This window comes from Aequorivita sp. Q41, from assembly GCF_039831855.1.
GTDB lineage: Bacteria > Bacteroidota > Bacteroidia > Flavobacteriales > Flavobacteriaceae > Aequorivita.
Genome location: NZ_JBDPMS010000001.1, coordinates 2,029,817 through 2,049,760 on the forward strand (window position 1 = coordinate 2,029,817; position 19,944 = coordinate 2,049,760).

The 19,944-nt window shown below is 35.2% G+C and carries 16 protein-coding genes; 13 read left to right on the plus strand and 3 right to left on the minus strand.

Annotation, left to right across the window (positions count from 1 at the left end; genetic code table 11):
* Positions 1–684: an ATP-binding cassette domain-containing protein gene (locus tag ABJ955_RS09340; protein WP_347374309.1), complete on the minus strand. Its 684-nt coding sequence runs from the start codon at positions 682–684 to the stop codon at positions 1–3.
* Between the two features lie 86 nt (positions 685–770).
* A complete protein-coding gene (locus ABJ955_RS09345) occupies positions 771–1,229 on the minus strand; it encodes a hypothetical protein (RefSeq protein ID WP_347374310.1) in 459 nt (152 codons plus the stop codon).
* 229 nt (positions 1,230–1,458) lie between these two features.
* On the opposite strand from ABJ955_RS09345, the gene ABJ955_RS09350 reads away from it, so the two are divergent.
* The 4 genes from ABJ955_RS09350 to ABJ955_RS09365 all read left to right on the plus strand — a co-directional run bounded on the left by ABJ955_RS09350 (position 1,459) and on the right by ABJ955_RS09365 (position 8,445).
* Entirely contained in the window at positions 1,459–4,476 is a 3,018-nt protein-coding gene (locus ABJ955_RS09350; protein WP_347374311.1) for a tetratricopeptide repeat protein, read from the plus strand.
* Positions 4,477–4,506: 30 nt separating this feature from the next.
* A complete protein-coding gene (locus ABJ955_RS09355; protein ID WP_347374312.1) occupies positions 4,507–6,243 on the plus strand; it encodes a TonB-dependent receptor in 1,737 nt (578 codons plus the stop codon).
* Positions 6,244–6,319: 76 nt separating this feature from the next.
* A complete protein-coding gene (locus ABJ955_RS09360) occupies positions 6,320–7,951 on the plus strand; it encodes an amidohydrolase (protein WP_347374386.1) in 1,632 nt (543 codons plus the stop codon).
* Positions 7,951–8,445 (plus strand): YkgJ family cysteine cluster protein, encoded by a 495-nt coding sequence (locus tag ABJ955_RS09365; RefSeq protein WP_347374313.1) that lies wholly within the window; start codon positions 7,951–7,953, stop codon positions 8,443–8,445. Before ABJ955_RS09360 ends, ABJ955_RS09365 begins: the two co-directional genes overlap by 1 nt.
* A 49-nt stretch (positions 8,446–8,494) precedes the next feature.
* Here ABJ955_RS09365 and ABJ955_RS09370 read toward each other — a convergent pair whose 3' ends face one another.
* Positions 8,495–9,772: a DUF1343 domain-containing protein gene (locus ABJ955_RS09370; RefSeq protein ID WP_347374314.1), complete on the minus strand. Its 1,278-nt coding sequence runs from the start codon at positions 9,770–9,772 to the stop codon at positions 8,495–8,497.
* Between the two features lie 9 nt (positions 9,773–9,781).
* Between ABJ955_RS09370 and ABJ955_RS09375 the strand changes: the two genes are divergently transcribed.
* The 9 genes from ABJ955_RS09375 (at position 9,782) to ABJ955_RS09415 (ending at position 19,894) form a co-directional block, all read left to right on the plus strand.
* Positions 9,782–11,017: an FtsX-like permease family protein gene (locus ABJ955_RS09375; RefSeq protein ID WP_347374315.1), complete on the plus strand. Its 1,236-nt coding sequence runs from the start codon at positions 9,782–9,784 to the stop codon at positions 11,015–11,017.
* Between the two features lie 50 nt (positions 11,018–11,067).
* Positions 11,068–12,426, plus strand: coding sequence for a pyridoxal-phosphate dependent enzyme (locus ABJ955_RS09380; protein WP_347374316.1), 1,359 nt, complete (start codon positions 11,068–11,070; stop codon positions 12,424–12,426).
* A 75-nt stretch (positions 12,427–12,501) separates the two neighbouring features.
* Positions 12,502–12,885 carry a DUF202 domain-containing protein gene (locus tag ABJ955_RS09385; RefSeq protein ID WP_347374317.1) on the plus strand — a complete coding sequence of 128 codons (384 nt, stop codon included), beginning with the start codon at positions 12,502–12,504 and terminating at the stop codon, positions 12,883–12,885.
* A 48-nt stretch (positions 12,886–12,933) separates the two neighbouring features.
* The gene (locus ABJ955_RS09390; RefSeq protein ID WP_347374318.1) at positions 12,934–14,220 is read left to right on the plus strand and encodes a DUF2851 family protein; all 1,287 of its coding nucleotides are present in this window, start codon (positions 12,934–12,936) and stop codon (positions 14,218–14,220) included.
* A gap of 74 nt (positions 14,221–14,294) precedes the next feature.
* On the plus strand, positions 14,295–14,525 hold the full coding sequence (locus ABJ955_RS09395; RefSeq protein ID WP_347374319.1) for a PspC domain-containing protein: 231 nt from the start codon (positions 14,295–14,297) through the stop codon (positions 14,523–14,525).
* A gap of 178 nt (positions 14,526–14,703) precedes the next feature.
* Entirely contained in the window at positions 14,704–16,329 is a 1,626-nt protein-coding gene (locus tag ABJ955_RS09400; protein ID WP_347374320.1) for an alanine/glycine:cation symporter family protein, read from the plus strand.
* A 10-nt stretch (positions 16,330–16,339) separates the two neighbouring features.
* Positions 16,340–17,224, plus strand: a complete 885-nt coding sequence (locus tag ABJ955_RS09405) for a helix-hairpin-helix domain-containing protein (RefSeq protein ID WP_347374321.1) — start codon at positions 16,340–16,342, stop codon at positions 17,222–17,224.
* Positions 17,225–17,271: 47 nt separating this feature from the next.
* On the plus strand, positions 17,272–18,438 hold the full coding sequence (locus tag ABJ955_RS09410; protein ID WP_347374322.1) for an acyl-CoA dehydrogenase family protein: 1,167 nt from the start codon (positions 17,272–17,274) through the stop codon (positions 18,436–18,438).
* A gap of 52 nt (positions 18,439–18,490) precedes the next feature.
* On the plus strand, positions 18,491–19,894 hold the full coding sequence (locus ABJ955_RS09415) for a carboxypeptidase-like regulatory domain-containing protein (protein WP_347374323.1): 1,404 nt from the start codon (positions 18,491–18,493) through the stop codon (positions 19,892–19,894).
* Positions 19,895–19,944 lie beyond the last annotated feature (50 nt).

Consider the following 19,944-nt stretch of genomic DNA (forward strand, 5'->3'; position numbering starts at 1 on the left):
TTAAACTGTTTTTTGCACTACTTCAAAAATCTGATTTTCATCACACTTCAACGTTTTTGAAGGATACTTTAATAACAACGCATAATCATGCGTAGCCATTAAAATTGTGTTACCGTTTTTGTTTATTTCACGTAAAACCTCCATTACTTCCACACTGGTTTGTGGGTCAAGATTTCCTGTTGGCTCGTCGGCAAGAATTAGTTCTGGGTCATTTAAAAGAGCCCTAGCAATGGCTACACGTTGTTGCTCTCCACCCGAAAGTTGATACGGATATTTAAAAGCTTTCGTTTTCATAGATACTTTATCCAACACTTCATTTATTTTGCTTTCCATAGCAATTTTGTCTTTCCAGCCTGTTGCTGTAAGCACAAAATATAAGTTATCACGCACCGTACGGTCGTTTAATAATTTAAAATCTTGAAAAACAACGCCCAATTTTCTTCTTAAAAAAGGAATGTCTTTTTCTTTCAATGTCGCCAAATCATACCCCACAATATCTCCTTCACCTTCTTGAAGCGGAAGATCGCCATAAAGAGTTTTCATAAAACTACTTTTTCCGGTACCGGTTTTTCCAATTAAATACACAAATTCACCTTTTTCAACGGAAACAGAAACATCTGAAAGCACTAAGTTTTCCCCTTGAAAAATAGATGCATCTTTTAAAAATAATACGTTATCGGCCATTGTGGATTTTAGATTTAGGATTGTCAATTTCGATTTCAAAAGTAATTTGAATTACTGCAAACTGCAACTCAATACTGTCAACATATTTAATTTTCTAGAATTTTTTCTTTTAAAGCATCAATTTCTTTCTGCTGCTGAAGTGTATAAAGGGTCAATTCCTCAATTTTTTGAAGCAGTATTAAATTCATTTCTTTTAAGGAAATGCCCTCATCTTTCATGGTTTCTGCAGAAGGAACATTTGGTAGATGGTTATTTTCTTTTATAAAAACTTCTAATTCTTCTAAAGAAATCAATTTATAATTTGGCATTATTTCTGAAAAACCACTAAAATAAGTTTCAAAAACATAGTCGGGTGCAATGGCGCCTTCCAAGTCTACCAATACCTCTTGGGTGTGTATTTTTCCTTTTACGGTTAAAAGTTCATCGGGAGTGGTGGTTCCAATACCGATTTTACCATTTTTTTCGGAAAGATTTGAAAAAGGATTACGTTGCGCAAGTACTGAAATAGAAGTAAAAAATACAACAAGCATTATTAGCTTCTTCATAATAGTGTGTTTAAGGTTTTTGAAATTTTAAAATTACAGTATTTTTCTTGAGTAATCATCTTGTGTTTAATTCTGAAGTAGAGTTATATACGTATTGCCTTTTTTTACCGTTATAAATTAAAGAAAATTTGCTTCAAAATCCATTCGTTAATAAAACCCTAAAAATTTACAATATCGCAGAAAGCTACCTTTAAAGTTAAATATCTTTACATCTTAAAAATTGTAAATAATGATAAAGAATTTCTGTGTCTTTTCACTTTTTCTAGCGCTTTCATATACCTCATTTTCGCAGCAAACGGCGATTTACACGAACGATCTTGCTGCATTTAATCAAGCATTAGAGCTTTATAATAATGGACAATATTTAGCGGCCCAAAGTCTTTTTGATAAAATAGAAAGCAGTAGTACTAACATAACAGTGCAAAGCGATTGTGCGTATTATATTGCGAATGCGGCGGTGCGGTTAAACCAGCAGAATGCCGATCAGCTAATGGAAAAATTTGTGGAGAAATACCCCACGAGCATCAAACGCAATTCTGCTTACATCGAGGTGGCGAATTATTATTTTGAAAACGGAAAATATTCCTACGCTCAAAAATGGTATGCTAAAGTTGCTGAGAATAGCTTAAGCCGAAACGAGCAGGAGCGGTTTAACTTTAATAATGGCTATGTTTATTTTAAAGCGAAGCGATATGACGAAGCGAAACCATATTTCAATAAAGTTTCTACTTCACAGAAATATGGCTCACAAGCAAAATATTACTTAGGTTTTATTGCCTATGAAGGAGATGATTATGAAGAAGCAAACAAAAATTTTGAAGATGTAAAGGGGGAGGAACGGTATTCGGAAGATCTTTCTTATTACCAGGCAGATATGAATTTTAAACTCGGAAATTTCCAAAAAGCAATTGATATGGGGAAGGAGCAGTTGGGAAAAAGTAATGCTGAAGAGAAAAGCCAGCTGTCTAAAATTATTGGTGAAAGCTATTTTAATCTAGAAAATTATTCAGAAGCAATCCCGTATTTAAAAGAATATAAAGGCACACGCGGCAAGTGGAATAACACAGACTATTACCAATTGGGCTACGCATATTACAAACAGAACGCATATGAAAAAGCGGTTGGGGAGTTTAATAAAATTGTAGATGGAAAAAATGCAGTTGCCCAAAATGCTTATTATCATTTGGCGGAAAGCTATTTAAAACTAGCTAAAAAACAAGAAGCATTGAATGCGTTTAAAAATGCTTCAGAAATGGATTTTAGCACCGAAATTCAAGAAGACGCTTATTTAAATTACGCCAAATTGAGTTATGAAATTGGCAATAGCTATAAAAGCACCCCACAAGTTTTGCTTTCTTTTATAGAAAAATATCCAAATAATGCGAATAACGATGAACTTAAAAAACTGCTAATAGACAGTTATATTACTTCAAAAAATTATAAAGAAGCATTGCATTTATTGGAGAACAACAAAAATTTTACAGATAAAACTGCGTTTCAAAAAGTTGCTTTTTACAGGGGAATAGAGCTTTATAATGAATCAAATTATAAGGAAGCAATTACATATTTTGAAAAAAGTGTGAAAGAACCTCAGGATTCAAATTTCACTGCGCGTGCTACTTATTGGAAAGCAGAAAGTGATTACCAACTTTCAAATTTTGAAAAAGCGTTGACTGGATATGAGGCATTTCAAAAACTGCCTGGCTCGCAAAACACTTCAGAATACAAGAATTTAAAGTATAATTTGGCGTATACCTACTTTAAACTTAAAAATTACCCTGAAGCAATAGCGAATTTCAAAAGTTACACAAATACTTCCACTGCTGAAATAGCACGTAAAAGGGATGCTTTTTTGCGTTTGGGCGATAGTTATTTTGTAACCAGCCAGTATTGGCCAGCAATGGAAAACTACAATGCTGCAATTGAATTGGATGGAGAGAACGATTATGCGCAGTTTCAAAAAGCAATTAGCTACGGTTTTGTAGCTAGAAGCGAAAAGAAAATTGAAGAATTAATTGCTTTCGTAAAAAAATACCCAAAATCTGTTTATCGCGATGATGCTTTATATGAATTAGGGAATGCCTATGTGGCGCAAAATAAAAATGAGGAAGCAATTTCTGCCTACGACCAGATGATTCGCGATATTCCAAACAGTAGTTTTGTTTCAAAAGCACTGTTGAAAAAGGCTTTGATTTATGATAATACAGGAAAAAGTAACGAAGCTTTGGCGATCTTTAAGCGTGTTGCGAAAGATTTTCCATCTACTCCCGAAGCATTGCAAGCTGTTTCATCTGCAAAAATTATTTATATAGATCAAGGAAATGTAGACGAATATGCACGCTGGGTGAAAACCTTAGATTATGTGCAAGTAGGCGATACGGAGCTTGATGACGCAACGTATTTGGCTGCTGAACAACCGTATTTAGAGAATAATCAGTCGCAGGCTAAAACGCGTTTTCAAGGATATTTGAAGCAGTTCCCGAATGGGCAACATGCATTAAACGCACATTTTTATTTGGGTCAAATATATTTTGCAGATGAGAAAAAGGAGGAAGCGATTCCACATTTCGAATTTGTGGTAAATAGGGAGCGTAGTGAATTTACGGAACAAGCCTTGGCGCGCGTTTCAGAATTGTATTTGGGTAAAAAAGAATATAAAAATGCCTTAATATATTTAATACGTTTGGAGGCTGAAGCAGATTTTCCTCAGAATATAATCTTTGCGCAGACTAATAGTATGAAGGCTTCCTATGAATTAAAACAATACGCCGAAGCAGTAAATTACGCTGAAAAAGTACTTCAAAATTCAAAAATTGACAATTCAATTAAAAGTGATGCGCAAGTGATTATTGCACGCGCTGCAATGAAAACGAATAACGAAGCAAAAGCCAAAATCGCTTATGCTGAGGTTGGAAAAATAGCAACAGGACAACTTGCTGCGGAAGCACTCTATTACGATGCTTATTTCAAAAACAAGGACAGTAATTTTGAAGCTTCAAATATTTCTGTGCAGCGATTGGCGAAAGATTATTCTGGCTACAAACGCTATGGGGCAAAAGGTTTGGTGTTGATGGCAAAAAATTTTTATGCCTTGAAAGATGCGTATCAAGCAAGCTATATTTTGGAAAGTGTAATCAACAATTTCACAGATTTCCCAGATGTGGTTGAAGAAGCAAAAGGGGAGCTTGCCCTAATCAAAAATGCAGAAGCAAAAACCAATTCATCCGTTGAAACTAACGGAAACTAAGAAATAATTTTAAACGATATATTTATAAACATGTCAAAAAAGCGCATTGTATTATTTTCATTTATAGCAAGTTTAGGGTTCAGTCTTTCAATGTTTTCACAAGAAAAAGAACTTGATCCTGAGGTTGTAAATATTGTAAAACCATATACTCCGGCAATTTCGGATGCTTTTAAAGTAAAGGAAACTGCAACATTAAACGATTCTGTTTCTACCATAAAAAAGGAAGTAAAATACAGTATTTTTTCTGTTCCTGTGGCTTCAACTTTTACACCTGCAAAAGGGAAAGCTACAACAGTAGAAAAAGCAAAACCGGTTAAATTGTATGATAATTATGCAACTTTAGGCTTTGGGAATTACACGTCAATTCTGGGGGAACTTTATAGTAATCTTGAAATAAGTCGTACCGATAATGCCGGTTTTTTCTTTCGCCATAATTCATCTCAAGGCGATATAAAAGACGTGAAATTGGACAATAAATATTACGATACCCGCCTTGATGCCAATTATACAAGCAGACAAAAAGATGCAACATATAGGCTTGATGCAGGCGTGGAGCACCAGCTTTATAATTGGTATGGATTGCCAGAGGAATATACTACTTTCACCCCCGAAACCATTACGAGCATTGCCCCACAACAAAGTTATTTAAGTGGCTATGCTGGTGGAAGTATCGCTTTAGAAGACTCGTTTTTTGAAAAAGCAATGCTACACATTCGTTATTTAGGAGATGCTTTTGCTTCTTCAGAAATTAACGCCACGCTAAAACCAGAGTTTTCTTTTCCCTTAGAAAATTTAACGCTGCACGTTGTGGGAGATATTGATTACTTAAGTGGAAGTTTTGATAGAAATTATGCAAATACTACTCGCATTGAATACAGTTTTTTAAATGCGGGGCTTGCTCCTTCCCTTGCTTTTGTGAATGAAGATCTTTCGGTTTCTTTAGGTGTTGCGGCATACGTAAGCTTAGATTCTGAGAATAGTGAAACCGATTTTTCATTATACCCAAGGTTAAATATTTCATATAGATTGTTGGATGAAACGGTGATTGTTTATGGTGGGGCAGAAGGTGGTTTAAGTCAAAATACGTATTATAATTTGAAAGAAGAAAACCCATTTATTTCACCTACACTTTATATTGCTCCAACTAAAAAGGTGTACGAAGGTTTTGGTGGTATTAAAGGAAAACTATCCAACTCTGTAGGTTATAATGTTAGAGCTTCCTATGGAAAAGACGAGAATCACGCACTTTTTCAAGTCAATCCTATTAAAACCATAACCCCAGATTTTGAAGGTTATGAATATGGAAACTCTTTTAATGTTGTTTACGATGCTATAAATACACTTGCTTTTTTTGGGGAATTAAATGTTGCGGTTTCCGATAGATTTTCTTTGGGAATCAATGCCAATTATTATAATTATAGCACCGATTTTCAAAGTGAAGCTTGGAACCTACCTAATTTAAAAGCTTCTGTATTTTCAAATTTCAATATTACGGAACAGTTATTTGGAGGCGCTTCCTTGTTTTATGTGGGTGAACGTAAGGATCTTGTTGCTAATGAAAGCCTAATTATACCTTCAACAGGTCAAGAAATAACCTTAGATGGCTACCTAGATGCCAATATTAATTTGGGGTATAGATTTACAGATAGGCTTTCTGTATTTGTAAAAGGAAGTAATCTTCTTAGTGATAACTATGAAAAATGGATAAACTATCCAGTTCAAGGAATTCAAGGCTTGGCTGGAGCTACTTATAAGTTTGATTGGTAACTGCTAAAAATTATAATTTTCTAAAACATCCGTCTTTAGCGGATGTTTTCTATTTTTACACTTTAATAAACCAATGATGAAAAAACTACTATTTCTTTTTTTAGCGTTCACTATTTTTTCGTGTGCTCCAGATAAACTACCCGCAGATTTACTAATAAAAAATGCTACAATTTACACGGTAGATAAAGATTTTAGCACAGCAAATGCCGTTGTAGTTAAAGACGGAAAAATCCTAGAAATAGGTTTAAAACCTGAACTTGAGTTAAAATATAAAATCACTGAAACCTATGATGCAAAAGGGAATACCGTTGTTCCTGGACTTATAGATGCCCATGCGCATTTGTACGGTCTGGGTCTTGGACTTCAAAATGTTGATTTAACAGGGACTACAAGTTTTGAAGAAGTTTTAGGGCGTGTTTTAGCTTTCCAAGAGGTAAAAAACACTTCATATATAATAGGTAGAGGCTGGGATCAAAATGATTGGGAGGATAAAAATTTTCCAACAAAAAAAGAATTGGATTCACTTTTTCCTGATACACCCGTTGCCTTGCAGCGTGTAGATGGGCATGCGTATTTGGTAAATTCGAAAGCTTTAGAACTTGCTGGAATTACTTCAAAAACAAAAATTCCTGGCGGGGAAGTGGTTATAGACAATGGTGAACCTACAGGTATTCTGATTGATAGCCCGATGGATCTTATCGATAAAACTTTTCCTGAAATTACGGAGGCTTTTTCAACCGAAGCACTTTTAGAAGCCGAAAAAATATGTTTTCAATATGGATTAACAACCGTTGATGATGCAGGGCTTAATCGAAATATTATTGAGTTGATTGATACACTTCAAAAGCAAGAAAAATTCAAATTACGCATGTATGCCATGGTAAGCAATACGCCTGAAAATATAGCTTACTATCTAAATAATGGTATTTATAAAACCGATCGGTTGAATGTGCGCTCCTTTAAAATTTATGGCGATGGGGCTTTAGGGTCACGTGGTGCTGCCATGCGAAGCCCATATAGCGATATGCCGGAGCATTTTGGAGCGATGATTACACCTGCCGATGATTTAAATAGGTTGGCTGAAAAGATTGCCGATTCAGAGTTTCAAATGAATACACATGCTATTGGCGATTCTGCAAATATTTCGGTTTTACGAACCTATAAAAATGTGTTGGAAGGAAAAAATGATAGACGTTGGCGTGTAGAGCATGCACAGATTATTTCAGAAGCAGATTTCGATTATTTTTCTGATAATATTTTGCCTTCCGTTCAGCCCACACATGCTACCAGCGATATGTATTGGGCGGAAGATAGAGTGGGCGCAGAGCGAATGAAAGGTGCTTATGCGTATAAAACTCTTCTGGAAAAATCAGGAAAGATTGCTTTGGGAACAGATTTTCCAGTAGAAAATGTAAACCCAATGTACACCTTTTACGCTGCTGTTGCTCGAAAAGATTTAAAAAATTATCCTGAGAATGGTTTTCAGATGGCGGGTGCTTTAACACGTGAAGAAGCATTACGCGGAATGACTATTTGGGCTGCGTATGCCAATTTTGAAGAAAATGAAAAAGGAAGCATTGAAGTAGGAAAGTTTGCAGATTTCACCATTCTGGATAAAGACATTATGAAAGTTGATGAAAGTGAAATTCCCAATACAAAAGTAATTGCAACGTTCATTAATGGTGAAAAAGTCTATGAAAAAGAATAATGGAAGAAATTCTAAAACAACTTCCACAGCAAGCAAAAGAAGCTGAAAACGAGAATAAAAAGTTTTTTGCGAAGCTAAAGAAACGTCCGCCCAAACATTTGGACATTTTAATGCAAGATTTGCATGACGAAGAGTTTACAAAAACGGATTGTTTAACATGCGCTAATTGCTGTAAAACCACGGGACCACTTTTTACCGATAAAGATGTGGAGCGTATTGCCAAACATTTTCGGATGAAACCGCAGCAGTTTATTGAAAACTATCTGCGCATCGATGAAGATAAAGATTATGTTTTGCAAAGTGTTCCATGTACCTTTTTGGGAGCAGACAATCTGTGTAGTATTTATGAAGTTCGTCCGAAAGCCTGCCGCGAATTTCCGCATACCGATCGTAAAAAATTTCAACAGATTTCAAATCTTACACTAAAGAATGTTGCCATTTGTCCAGCGGCTTTCAATATAGTAGAAGAAATGAAACGACTTTTGAATAAGTAGCAGTTAGCAGTTGCGGTGGGCAATTAAGAACTGCATACTACCACTTTTTTTAAGGATAAAGTAAGTATTTCTCCCTAGTTTTCTGGAATTCTGAAAGCCCTTCTTTCCAGGAATCTCGAATTTCTTCTGCCGATACACCTTGCTCAATTTGTTGTTGCAATTTTTCTGTTCCAGCAAGTTTCACAAAAAATGAATTGAAAAAATCTTTCTTTTTTCCGTTTGCATTGTACGCATCAATTAGCCATTCTAAATTTAACTTGTTCAATCTCGGCTCGTTTCGAAGGTCTTTTCCTTGGCAAAGGTGTCCTTTAAATTTTGGACTTTTAGAACCTTCGTTAGATTCTGGAGTATATTGAAAAGGATATTTTGAAGCTGGCAAATTGGGCGCGCCAAAAATCTGAAATTGCATATCGGTACCACGACCGGCGTTTATAAAGGTTCCTTCAAAAAAACAAAGGCTTGGATAGAGGTTTATAGCCTTATCGTTCGGTAAATTAGGCGATGGTTTTATGGGTAATGCGTATGGAGTTTTATGGGTGTAATTTTGCATTTCAATCACCGTTAGCTTGCATTTCACTTTGTTTTTTAACCAAGCTTCGCCATTTATCATTGTTGCATATTCGCCAATCGTCATGCCATGAACCACAGGAATTGGATGCATTCCTACGAAACTTTGGTTTTCAGACTCCATAATGGGGCCGTCAATATAATGTCCATTCGGATTTGGTCTGTCCAAAACAATTACAGGAATTCCTGCTTCGGCACAGGCTTCCATTACATAGTGAAGTGTAGAAATATAAGTGTAAAACCGTGCGCCAACATCCTGAATATCAAAAACAACAACATCAATTCCTTTTAATTGTTCATGGGAAGGTTTTTTATTGCTTCCATAAAGTGAAATTAAAGGCACGCCCGTTTTTGCATCAACACCATCTTTTACGTGTTCGCCAGCATCTGCAGTGCCACGAAAACCGTGTTCTGGCGCGAAAACTTTTGTAACGGAAATATTTTTAGAAATTAAAAAATCGACTAAATGTGTGTTCAAAATGAGGTAACTCACATTTCCGTTAATTTCTGTTGGATTGGTTTTTTCCTTTACAATAGAAGTCTGATTGGCAACGACACCAACATTTTTACCTTTTAACATTTCAGAATAAAGGTGAAATTGCTCCGCTGCTACGATGATTTGCGCGTCTCGAGTCTTGACGCTTGCTTCTTGCTTCTCTTTTCTCACTTCACTTTGTTCTTTTTTTTCTGTAGAACTTCCGCAGGAAAAAATGGTTAAAACAACCAATAAAACTGTATTTTTGAAAAAAGTAAAGCCCATAAAACTCACGTGAATTTCGAATTTTTCATCGCCCGGCGCATCATTGCTTCCAAGGACTATAAAAGTAGTATTTCGGCACCGATAATAAAAATTGCAATTACAGCAATTGCAATTGGAATTGTTATGATGTTGATTTCCATTGCTGCTGGCGTTGGACTTCAAAATAAAATTCGGGAAAAAGTTTCTGCTTTCAATGGCGATATCATTATCACCAATTTTGACACTAATTTTTCCAACGATTCACAAAACCCGATTTCAAAAAATCAAGAATTTTATCCTTCATTCAAAAACATTGAGGGTATAAAACACCTGCAAGTTTCTGCTTCAAAAGGAGGTATAATCCGTACTGAAACCGATTTTGAAGGCGTTGTGGTAAAAGGAGTTGGCGCAGATTATAACTGGGAATATTTCAAGGATTATTTAGTTGCTGGAAAACTCCCAGATTTTATGGGCGATTTGAATCAAGATATTTTAATTTCAGAATACCTTGCAAATCGGTTACACTTTAAAGTTGGTGATAAAGTAACTACCTTTTATTTAAATGATGAAGTTTCCAAAACACCGCGAAGTAGAGGGTTTACTATTGTGGGAATTTACAATAGTGGTTTTCAACAGTTTGATGAGCAATTTATTATTACAGACATTCGTCACATTCAGCGATTGAACAAGTGGGAAGATGACCAAATTGGTGCTTTTGAAGTATTTGTAACTGATTTTGATGATATAATCCCAATAGGAAATGCGGTGTATAATGAAACGGGTAGCACACTAGATACCCAAACCATACGAACAAAATACGCTTCTATTTTTGAGTGGCTCGATCTATTCGACTTCAATATTATTATGATAATTGGTATCATGATTTTGGTTGCTGGCATCAATATGATTACAGCACTTTTGGTACTTATTTTAGAACGTACCCAAATGATTGGCATCTTAAAAGCTTTGGGAAGCAGCGATTGGAGCGTGCGCAAAGTATTTTTATACAATGCGATGTATTTAATTGGGGTAGGGCTTTTCTGGGGAAATTTAATAGGAATTGGGTTGTTGTTAATTCAGAAATACGGGAAATTTTTTCCGTTAAATCCAGATACATATTACGTAAATGAAGCCCCTGTTTATTTGAGCTTAGACTATATTTTAATTTTAAATGCAGGAACATTTTTGCTGTGTCTTATCATGCTTTTAATTCCTTCATTTATTATTTCTAAAATTTCTCCAGTGAAAGCAATAAGGTTTGACTAACCATTGACAAACCCATTGGCTTTTGTACCTTTGCGCTTCTAAAAATAGGTATGGAATACGCAGAAAATATATTAGGCACTATCGGCAACACGCCCATGGTAAAAATTAATAAAATAATTGGGGATATTCCCGCTTTGGTGCTCGCCAAATACGAAACTTTTAATCCAGGTAATTCTGTAAAAGACCGTATGGCAGTAAAAATGATTGAAGATGCTGAAGCTAATGGAAGCCTAAAACCAGGCGGCACAATTATAGAAGGAACTTCTGGCAATACTGGAATGGGCCTTGCACTTGCTGCAATCGTGAAGGGCTATAAAATGATTTGTGTAATTAGCGACAAGCAAAGCAAGGAAAAAATCGATATTCTAAAAGCCGTGGGAAGCAAAGTAGTGGTTTGTCCAACAAACGTTTCACCCGAAGATCCACGTAGTTATTATTCCACTTCAAAACGCCTTTCCGAAGAAACGCCGAATAGCTGGTATGTAAACCAATATGACAACCCCAGCAATGCAAAAGCGCATTATGAAAGTACAGGACCAGAAATTTGGAAACAGACTGATGGCAAAGTAACACATTTTGTGGTTGGCGTTGGTACTGGAGGAACCATTAGCGGTGTGGGAAAATATTTAAAAGAACAAAATCCAAATATTAAAATTTGGGGAATTGATACTTACGGAAGTGTTTTCAAGAAATATCACGAAACGGGAATTTTTGATGAAAACGAAATCTACCCATACATTACAGAAGGAATAGGCGAAGATATACTACCGAAGAATGTAGATTTTAGTGTTATTGATGGCTTTACAAAAGTGACTGACAAAGACGCTGCAATCTACACGCAGAAACTTGCAAAAATGGAAGGTTTCTTTTTAGGGAATTCTGCAGGTGCTGCAATTAAAGGATTGCTTCAGTTGAAAGATAATTTCACCAAAGACGATGTTGTAGTTGTGCTTTTTCACGATCATGGAAGTCGTTATGTAGGTAAAATGTATAATGACGAATGGATGCGGGAACGTGGTTTTGTAGAAGACGAAGCTAAAATTGCTTCCGATTTAATAAAAGAACATCAAGACAGCCCATTGATTACTGTAAAAACCGAAGAGCTTGTTGGTCATGCTATTGAGCGTATGAAAAAATACAATATTTCTCAGATTCCTGTAACGGATACTACTGGGTTTGTTGGTGCTTTAGACGAAACTGATTTGCTTCGAAAATATTTGGAAAACAAAAATGTGGCAGATCTTCCTATAAAAGAAGTGATGCATAAACCTTTTCCTATCGTTAAGGAAAGCACACCAATTGAAGAAATTTCAAAACTAATTCACAAAGAAAACAATGCCGTTTTAGTAGATTTAGGAGCTGGTAATTTTAGTATAATTACAAAGCACGATATCATTAGCGCATTGTAGTTTACTTTTTGAATAGTAAAATAAAACCCCGCTTCATTATAAATGGAGCGGGATTTTTATTAATTTTAAGCTGAAATGAAAGAAAATACAAAAAAGCTGTTCAAATTTTTACGCACTAAGCCAGTGCCGGCAAATACCAATGAAATATTAGCTTTGGAGCGGACTAAACTGGCTAATGAACGCACCTTACTTTCCTATATTCGTTCGTCACTTTACCTACTTTTGGGTGGAATCGCAATACTTCAGCTCAAAGATTTTAGAAACATTCATTGGCTTGGGTATGTTGCGCTGGTAGTCTGTATTGTTTTTTTAACTGTTGGGGTTTTTAGGTATGTCCTTTTATACCGTCGATTGCACAAGTGGAATCGGGTTCTTTTTGTAGATACTATTTCAGAGAAAGTAAGCAAACAGGCTGATAATCAAGAAAAAGAGGGGGAGGAAACAGCAAAATCTGAATAATTCTACCTACCTTACCTTCTATAAAGCTCCCCGTAAAATAGTTATAAAATGAAAGAAGATTTTCTGCACTACGTGTGGAAACTTCAGAAATTCGAGGGACGTGAATTTCAAACTTCGAATAATGAAAAACTATACGTAAAGAAACAAGGGAGCCATAATTTTAGCGCTGGACCAGATTTTTTTAATTCTCAAATAGAATTGGCAGATCAGTTATGGGCTGGAAACGTTGAAATTCATATAAAATCTTCCGATTGGTATGCGCACGGTCATGAGAAAGATGCTGCGTACGATAATGTTATTCTACATGTGGTTTGGAAACACGACACCGAAATTTATAGAAAAGATGGTACTGTTATCCCAACTTTAGTTTTAAAAAATCTCATTCCAGAAAATACCTTAGAAAGGTACCAAAAGCTATTTTCAAAAGAAAAAAAGTGGATTAATTGCGAAAATGATTTTGCTGGAGTCGATCAATTTGTCATTGATAATTGGTTGGAGCGCTTATATTTTGAAAGACTTCAAAAGAAAGAAAAATTAATTCTAAAAGAATTAGAAGAATCTCAAAATCATTGGGAAAGTTTGCTTTTTAGAATGCTTTGCAAAAATTTTGGGCTATATGTAAATGGAGAATCATTTTATAGCATTGCAAAATCTGTATCCTTTTCAGTGGTAAAAAAATGCTGTCAAGAACGTCAAGATATTGAAGCGCTTTTAATGGGGCAAGCAGGTTTTTTAGAAGGAGATAAGGAAGATTGGTATTTTAAAACATTAAAAAACAACTATCAGTTTTTGAAGCATAAGTTTAAATTGGATAATGAAACTGTAATTGCACCAAAATTTTTTCGGCTTCGACCACCTAATTTTCCTACAGTTCGTCTTGCGCAATTTGCAATGCTTTACTATAAGCGTGACAATTTGTTTTCGAAACTTATAGCTGCCCAAACCCTTCCAGATATTTATGAAATTTTTAATTTATATGGAAGTGAATATTGGGAAGAACACTACAATTTTGGAATTTCCTCACTAAAACGAAAAAAACGGATGACCAATAAATTTGTAGATCTTTTGGTGGTAAATACAATTATTCCACTTAAGTTTTGCTTTGCGGTGCAACAAGGTCGCGACATTACAGAAGAAATTTTACAGCTAGCTTCAGCTGTTTCTTCAGAAGAAAATACAATTGTAAATAAATTTAATTCACTTAAAAAAGTTTCAAATAACGGATGCGAGAGTCAAGCCTTACTGCAGCTAAAAAATGAATATTGTGATAAAAATTTATGTCTGCAATGTGCGGTAGGGAGTTCGATACTAGTTTCTGATGTAAAAACAAATTAAAAGCTATAATACAATAGTCTAGTATTGCCTAGGTAGATTTTTTTAATTTGAATGAAAAATAGTATTTTGCAGCAATGTTACAGACCATTTATTCTTTACGTCATTATCTTGAAAAAAGAGGTTTTTATGTCTCATCTCGCTTTGCAGATAGGCTAGGGATGCGGGCTAAGAGTGTTCGCCTGTTTTTTATTTACGTTTCTTTCGCTACTTTAGGGGCTGGGTTTGCAATTTATCTTACACTTGCTTTTTTGCTCAAACTTAAAGATCTTGTAAATACTAAGCGGACTTCGGTTTTTGATTTATAAGTTTTTTTAAATTCAAATATGAATATTTAGCTTGTTACAACCAGATAAAGCGTTTTAGAATTAAGCACAAGGTTTAAGAGTTCGTTAACAAATTTCTGCTCAATTCTTTGAAATTGTAATTTTTTTTAAGCATCTTGCTTCGTTTTAATAAAAAAACGTTTCATTTTAAATCTCCACCATGAAGAAATATCTTCTTTCGCTAATTACATTATTACTACCATTTTTGACATTTGCTCAGGAAACAACAACTTCAGAACAAATAGATACACTCTTTAAAAAGTATACAGGTTGGTTTGTAGATGGTATATTTTATGAAATACCTTTTTCTGAAACATTTCAAATTCCATGGGTACTTATTGTCTTGATAGGTGGTGCTGTTTATTTTACAATTTATTTTAAGTTGATAAACTTTACTGGCTTTGGTACTGCAATTCGTGTTGTAAGAGGTAAGTATGAAGATATAGAAAAACACGGAGCCGATACCTTGTACGGTGATGTAACAGCAAACGAACAAGAAAATCTTATTGAAACAATCCGCGATGATAGTGCCGAGGGGGAGGTTTCTCACTTTCAAGCGTTAACAGCAGCATTATCTGCAACGGTAGGTTTAGGTAATATAGCAGGTGTTGCAGTAGCACTTTCTATTGGAGGGCCAGGAGCTACTTTCTGGATGATAGTAGCAGGTTTATTAGGAATGGCGTCCAAATTTGCGGAATGTACCTTAGGTGTAAAGTATAGAGATGTTGGTCCCGATGGTACCGTTTACGGGGGGCCGATGTATTATCTTAAAAAAGGTTTGAAAGAAAAAAAGATGGGCGGGCTTGGAAAAGTGCTAGCCGTTCTTTTTGCAATATTCGTTATTGGAGGTTCTTTTGGTGGTGGAAATATGTTTCAAGCCAACCAAGCAGCTGCACAATTCGTACAACTTTTTGAACTACAAGGTACCAGCGGAGCAATGTGGTTTGGTATTGTTATGGCGCTTATTGTTGCTGTAGTAATTATTGGAGGAATTAAGCGTATTGCGAAAGTAACCGAAAAGATTGTGCCTTTTATGGCAGGGATATATGTGTTAGGTGCGGTAATTATTTTGGCAGCAAACTATATGCATATCGGTGATGCTTTTGCATTAATATTTGAAGGTGCTTTTTCTGGCCTTGGTATTGCTGGTGGTTTAGTTGGTGTGCTTATACAAGGGATTCGTAGAGGAGCATTCTCTAACGAAGCCGGTGTTGGTTCAGCGGCAATTGCACACTCTGCGGTACGTACAAAATATCCAGCTTCTGAAGGGATTGTGGCTCTTTTAGAGCCATTTATTGATACTGTAGTTATATGTACAATGACCGCGCTTGTAATTGTAATCACGAATTTTGACAATAATATCATTCAATACGGAGTAGAGGTAAAAGAAGGTGTGGAACTTACTGCTACTGCTTTTGATAGTGTAATACCCCATTTCTCAATCGTATTAACAATTGCTGTTATTCTTTTTGCTTTTTCTACTATGATTTCGTGGTCGTATTATGGGATGCAAGGTTGGGTGTATCTTTTTGGAAGAGGAAAGGTTACCGAGCTGATTTATAAGTTATTATTTTGTATCTTTATTTGGGTTGGTTCTGTTATAAGCCTTGGCTCAGTTATCAACTTCTCTGATGCAATGATTTTTGCTATGGTTGTGCCAAACATTATAGGGGTTATTATATTAACGCCAGTGGTAAGAAAAGAATTAAAACGGTATATGGGCGCCATTAAAAAGAAACACGATGCGCTTGATGAAGGCTTAGAAGATATGCAGAAGCATATGTAAAAAATAAATTATGGAATTAAAATCCCACTTCACGTTCAATAAGCAACAACGAAGTGGGATTTTGCTTTTGTTGCTTCTCATCATTTCACTTCTATGTATTTATTGGTTTGTAGATTTTTCAGAAGAAGATACATTCAATATTTCTTCTGCTGAAATTGTTGCTATTCAAAAAGAAATAGATTCCCTTCAGCTTATTGAAATTGAAAGCCGGAAACCGAAAATATATCCCTTTAACCCTAATTTTATAACAGATTATAAAGGCTACACTTTAGGGATGGCTAACGAAGAAATTGACCGTTTACTTCAATATCGCAAAGAAAATAAATGGATAAATTCTGCTGCAGACTTTAAAAAAGTAACTGGTGTTTCAGATTCGTTATTAGCTGCGCTAAGTCCATTCTTTAAATTTCCAGATTGGGTTGCCAATCCAAAGCCGAAGCGTGATTTCAAAGATTATAAAAGTGAAAAAGGTTTTTCTGAAAAAACGTATGCTCAAAAAACGGATCTTAATATAGCAACCGAAGCGCAGTTGCAACAAGTTAGCGGTATTGGTGAAGCGTTAAGCAAACGAATTATTTCGTATCGTGAAAAAATTAATGGCTTTTCAACCGACCTTCAACTTTATGAAGTGTATGGATTAAATGCGGAGCTTGTGCAACGAACATTAACCCTTTTTACTGTAAAAACACCAAAGGAAATAGTGAAAATGAATTTCAGCAAAGCTTCTGCTTCTGATATTTCAACCATTCCAGGAATTAATTTTGAATTGGCGAAAAAAATCTGGGAATACCAAAGACTTCGCAAAAAAGTAACAAGCTTTCAAGAACTAGAAAAAATTGAAGGAATGACGGAAAGAAAGTTACAGCTAATTCAGTTATATTTGTCCATTGATTGAATTAAAAAAGTTACCTAAAGACTTATAAATAATTGTTTTATAAAAATATGGATAAATTATACTTTACAGAAGAACACGCGTTTTTTAGAAAAAGCTTTCAGGATTTCCTTCAAAAAGAAGTTGTTCCACACATTGATAAGTGGGAAAAAACAGGGCAAATAGAACGTTTCATCTGGGAGAAATTTGGTGAAATGGGGTACTTCGGGATCTATCAACCCGAAGAATATGGAGGGTTAAATTTAGATCTTTTTTATACGGTTATATTTTTAGAAGAACTTCAAAAAGTAAACAGCGGTGGCTTTGCTGCTGCCATGTGGGCACATGCTTATTTGGCGATGACCCATCTTAAAAAAGAAGCGAATCACGAACAAAAAGAAAAATACCTAGCTCCAAGTATAACTGGTGAAAAAATTGGGTGTCTTTGTATTACCGAACCTTTTGGGGGAAGTGATGTTTCAGGAATGCGCACAACTGCAGAGAAAAAAGGGAATAGCTATATCTTAAACGGTTCAAAAACGTTTATTACTAACGGAATTTATAGCGATTATTTAATCGTTGCTGCCAAAACAGCTCCCGAATTAGGCAATAAGGGTATCAGTATTTTTGTTGTTGATAGAGACACAAAAGGTATTACATCGACAAAACTCGATAAATTAGGGTGGCGCGCTAGCGATACGGGTGAGATAGCTTTTGATAATGTAGAAATTCCGCTTACAAACTTAATGGGTGAGGAGAATGCAGGGTTTCCATACATAATGCAGCATTTTGCTTTAGAGCGTTTAATTATGGGTATTAATGCGCACGCGCGCAGCGAATTTGCGTTAGAATATACCATTCAATATATGAAAGATCGTTTTGCGTTTGGAAAAAGTATTTCTAAGTTTCAAGCATTGCGTCACCGTGTGGCACAACTTGCCAGTGAAATTGAAGTTAGTAAAACATTCAATTATGTTACTGCAAAACGTCTTAATGATGGCGAATATGTTGTGAAAGAAGCAACAATGAGCAAGCTTATTTCTACAAAAGTAGCTGATGAGGTGATGACCGAATGTCTTCAATTTTTAGGTGGTTACGGGTACATGGAAGATTACCCATTGGCACGTTTACTTCGCGACAGCAGATTGGGGCCAATTGGTGGTGGCACTTCAGAAATTTTGAGAGAAATTATTTCTAAGATGATAATTGAAGGGATAGAGTATAAGCCAGCTACCTAAAAACGCACTGTTGAATTTTTAAATCTATTTTCCGAAAATGAACTATCCTAATATGAAACATTTTCTTGCGTTACTTATTTTTTTAGTCGGCGCAACCGCGTTTGCTCAAACAGAGTTAAGAGGTAAAGTTGCCGATTTTTTAACGTACGAACCCATTGAAAGCGCTAGTGTATATATAGAAAATACAACTATAGGCTCCATAACAAATACGGATGGTAATTTTATTTTAAAAGTGCCTCAAGAACATTTAAAGGATACTTTGGTTATTTCATCTATTGGGTACAAAAGTTTTAGGGTTGTTATAGATGGGTTTGAAAATAATTCAGATATCTATTTAGAAGAAGATGTTGCGTCTCTGGATGAGGTTGTAATTGTATCTGATCCACGACCAACCACAGGAAATGAAATTGTAGTAAAGGCAATTGAGCGATTACCGAGAAATTTGCCAGAACATTCCTATTTGCAAAAAGGGTTTTTACGCCACAAAGAACGAAACAAAAAAGAGTATAAATGGCTTATTGAAAGTGCAATTACGTTGTATGATTCTAGTTATGCTTCCGCAGCAAAAAATGAATTAAAAATAAATGTGGACGAAACCAGAAAAAGTTACGATTTAAGAAACATTGATACGCTTTTCACCTATTCCGCTTATCTTAAAAGTATAGGGTCTAAAGCAGGAAATTTAAATCGTAATTCTATAAAAACCGCTACTTTAATTGAAGCCATAAAATGGAACGATACACGTGTTAATGGTTTGGAAAATCTTTTTAAAGGAAAACTTAACCTGATTAGAAACTCAAATGTTACAGGTGCATTGTTTGGGAATAATATGCTAGAAAAGCATCAATTTAAGTTGGATACGATTCTAGTAGATAACGGTAGAAAAATATATAAAATTGAAATTTCAAAAGGAAGTGATTTTGTTGGCTTAAACACTCCAAATATTTATAATGAAGGCTTTGAAGCAAAAGGATGGATTTATATTTATTATGACAATTACGCGGTTAAAAAAGTAGAATACGAACTTATAGCTTCGTCTGATGTTCAGAAAAAACGCAGCAAAAGCCTTTATGATACGCAGGTAATCCATAAGCTTGTGGTAGGTTATAAGGAATATGATGATAAAATGTATCCGAATTATATATATTATGAAACTCCTAAATTGGTAAACACTGGCGATAGGTCTTCAGATAGATTTAAAACCGAAGCAGCACTAGGTTTTGATAAGGGAGAACAATATTACTATACCATTCAGGAAATACTTTTTACTGAAATAATTAAAGATCCAGAGCTTTTAAAGCAAGAATTGCAACAAAATGATTGGTCGGCAGATATATTTTCAAGCAGACCTTATAATGAGTCATTTTGGGAAAACTACAACGTATTACTAGAAAGTAAAGAAGAAGCAAAGTTGATTCAGGATTTGACACAACGGGCAACTTTATTTAAACAATAATTTTTTTAGCTCAAAATTGAAAAAAAACAATATTCATTGTTTGATATCCA

What these genes read in the sequence shown, in the direction of transcription:
- ABJ955_RS09340 (WP_347374309.1), bottom strand. Translation starts at nt 684, where the DNA reads ATGGCCGATAACGTATTATTTTTAAAAGATGCATCTATTTTTCAAGGG.
- ABJ955_RS09345 (WP_347374310.1), bottom strand. Translation starts at nt 1,229, where the DNA reads ATGAAGAAGCTAATAATGCTTGTTGTATTTTTTACTTCTATTTCAGTA.
- ABJ955_RS09350 (WP_347374311.1), top strand. Translation starts at nt 1,459, where the DNA reads ATGATAAAGAATTTCTGTGTCTTTTCACTTTTTCTAGCGCTTTCATAT.
- ABJ955_RS09355 (WP_347374312.1), top strand. Translation starts at nt 4,507, where the DNA reads ATGTCAAAAAAGCGCATTGTATTATTTTCATTTATAGCAAGTTTAGGG.
- ABJ955_RS09360 (WP_347374386.1), top strand. Translation starts at nt 6,320, where the DNA reads ATGAAAAAACTACTATTTCTTTTTTTAGCGTTCACTATTTTTTCGTGT.
- ABJ955_RS09365 (WP_347374313.1), top strand. Translation starts at nt 7,951, where the DNA reads ATGGAAGAAATTCTAAAACAACTTCCACAGCAAGCAAAAGAAGCTGAA.
- ABJ955_RS09370 (WP_347374314.1), bottom strand. Translation starts at nt 9,772, where the DNA reads ATGGGCTTTACTTTTTTCAAAAATACAGTTTTATTGGTTGTTTTAACC.
- ABJ955_RS09380 (WP_347374316.1), top strand. Translation starts at nt 11,068, where the DNA reads ATGGAATACGCAGAAAATATATTAGGCACTATCGGCAACACGCCCATG.
- ABJ955_RS09385 (WP_347374317.1), top strand. Translation starts at nt 12,502, where the DNA reads ATGAAAGAAAATACAAAAAAGCTGTTCAAATTTTTACGCACTAAGCCA.
- ABJ955_RS09390 (WP_347374318.1), top strand. Translation starts at nt 12,934, where the DNA reads ATGAAAGAAGATTTTCTGCACTACGTGTGGAAACTTCAGAAATTCGAG.
- ABJ955_RS09395 (WP_347374319.1), top strand. Translation starts at nt 14,295, where the DNA reads ATGTTACAGACCATTTATTCTTTACGTCATTATCTTGAAAAAAGAGGT.
- ABJ955_RS09400 (WP_347374320.1), top strand. Translation starts at nt 14,704, where the DNA reads ATGAAGAAATATCTTCTTTCGCTAATTACATTATTACTACCATTTTTG.
- ABJ955_RS09405 (WP_347374321.1), top strand. Translation starts at nt 16,340, where the DNA reads ATGGAATTAAAATCCCACTTCACGTTCAATAAGCAACAACGAAGTGGG.
- ABJ955_RS09410 (WP_347374322.1), top strand. Translation starts at nt 17,272, where the DNA reads ATGGATAAATTATACTTTACAGAAGAACACGCGTTTTTTAGAAAAAGC.
- ABJ955_RS09415 (WP_347374323.1), top strand. Translation starts at nt 18,491, where the DNA reads ATGAAACATTTTCTTGCGTTACTTATTTTTTTAGTCGGCGCAACCGCG.